Below are 1096 nucleotides of genomic sequence, written 5' to 3' on the forward strand. Positions count from 1 at the left end.
CTAGCTGTACTGACCTGAGAGGTTAGGTACGCGGCTGGCGGGTGGTTGACCCTTGAGTGCAGTGTGGCCGCGGTGATGATTGTAGGTGTGTAGCCAGCGGGGGTATTCCGCGCAGCGTTCGGCGTCGCTGGTGTAGAGCCTGGCATAGGCCCACTCGTCAGCCAGGGTGCGATGGAAGCGTTCCACTTTGCCATTGGTCTGAGGTCGGTAGGGCCTTGTACGGCGGTGCTCGACGTCGCCGAGTGCGTCGCGAAAAGCATGAGACCGATAGCAGGAACCATTGTCGGTCAGTACTTTTCGGACTGTGATCCCGCATTCGTTGAACCATGTGTTGGCGCGTGCCCAGAACTCAGCCGCGGTCTCTTTGCGTTCATCGGCGAGCATCTCGCTGTAGACCAATCGAGAGTGTCCGTCGATCGCGGTGTGCAAAAAGTGGTAGCCACGCAGCGGCTGGCGATGCTTGTTGAAGGCTCCGCTGCTCTTGTCCATGCTGGCGTTGTGGCTGCCTTTGGTGCGCCCGAGCATCCGCCAGCCTCCGCCGGCGGGGATCTTGCCGAGCTTCTTGACATCGACGTGGACCAGATCGCCGACCGCTGCGGATTCGATACGGCGTACGACCCGGCCCGTGGGGCGGTCCAGCCAACGTAGCCGGGCGATCCCGTAGCGAGTCAGTACCCGGTGCACGGTCGAAGGGTGGATGCCCAGCAGGTAGCCGATTTGGGCTGGGCCCCAGCGACGGATGACCCGAACTTTGATGATCCGGCGTTCGGTCCGGGTGGGTGTCTGGTTGGGGTTCCGGTGCGGTCGTGAGCTGCGGTCAGCCATACCGTCGGGTCCCAGTTCGCGGTATCGCGAGGCCCACCGGGCGGCGGTGGTGACGGCAACCTGAAACCGCTCGGCGGCCCGACGCAACGACCAGCCTTCCTCGACAACACAACGAGCCAGTCGCAGACGTCCGGTTTCTGACAGTGGGGCATTACGGTGGGACATGAAGACCTCCGAGAGGGTTGGTGCGTTCCTAGACAGCTCGCACTTCACTCGGAGGTCTTCTTCATGTCACCACGCCACGCCGTACCTAACGTCTGTGGTCAGTACA

Annotated in this window: 1 protein-coding gene; it reads right to left on the reverse strand. The window is 62.6% G+C overall.

Annotated elements, in window-relative coordinates; translation table 11 throughout:
- Positions 1–990, reverse strand: a complete 990-nt coding sequence (locus ACLBYA_RS31580) for an IS481 family transposase (RefSeq protein ID WP_447713427.1) — start codon at positions 988–990, stop codon at positions 1–3.
- Positions 991–1096 lie beyond the last annotated feature (106 nt).

It is taken from the genome of Mycobacterium sp. C31M, assembly GCF_053345865.1.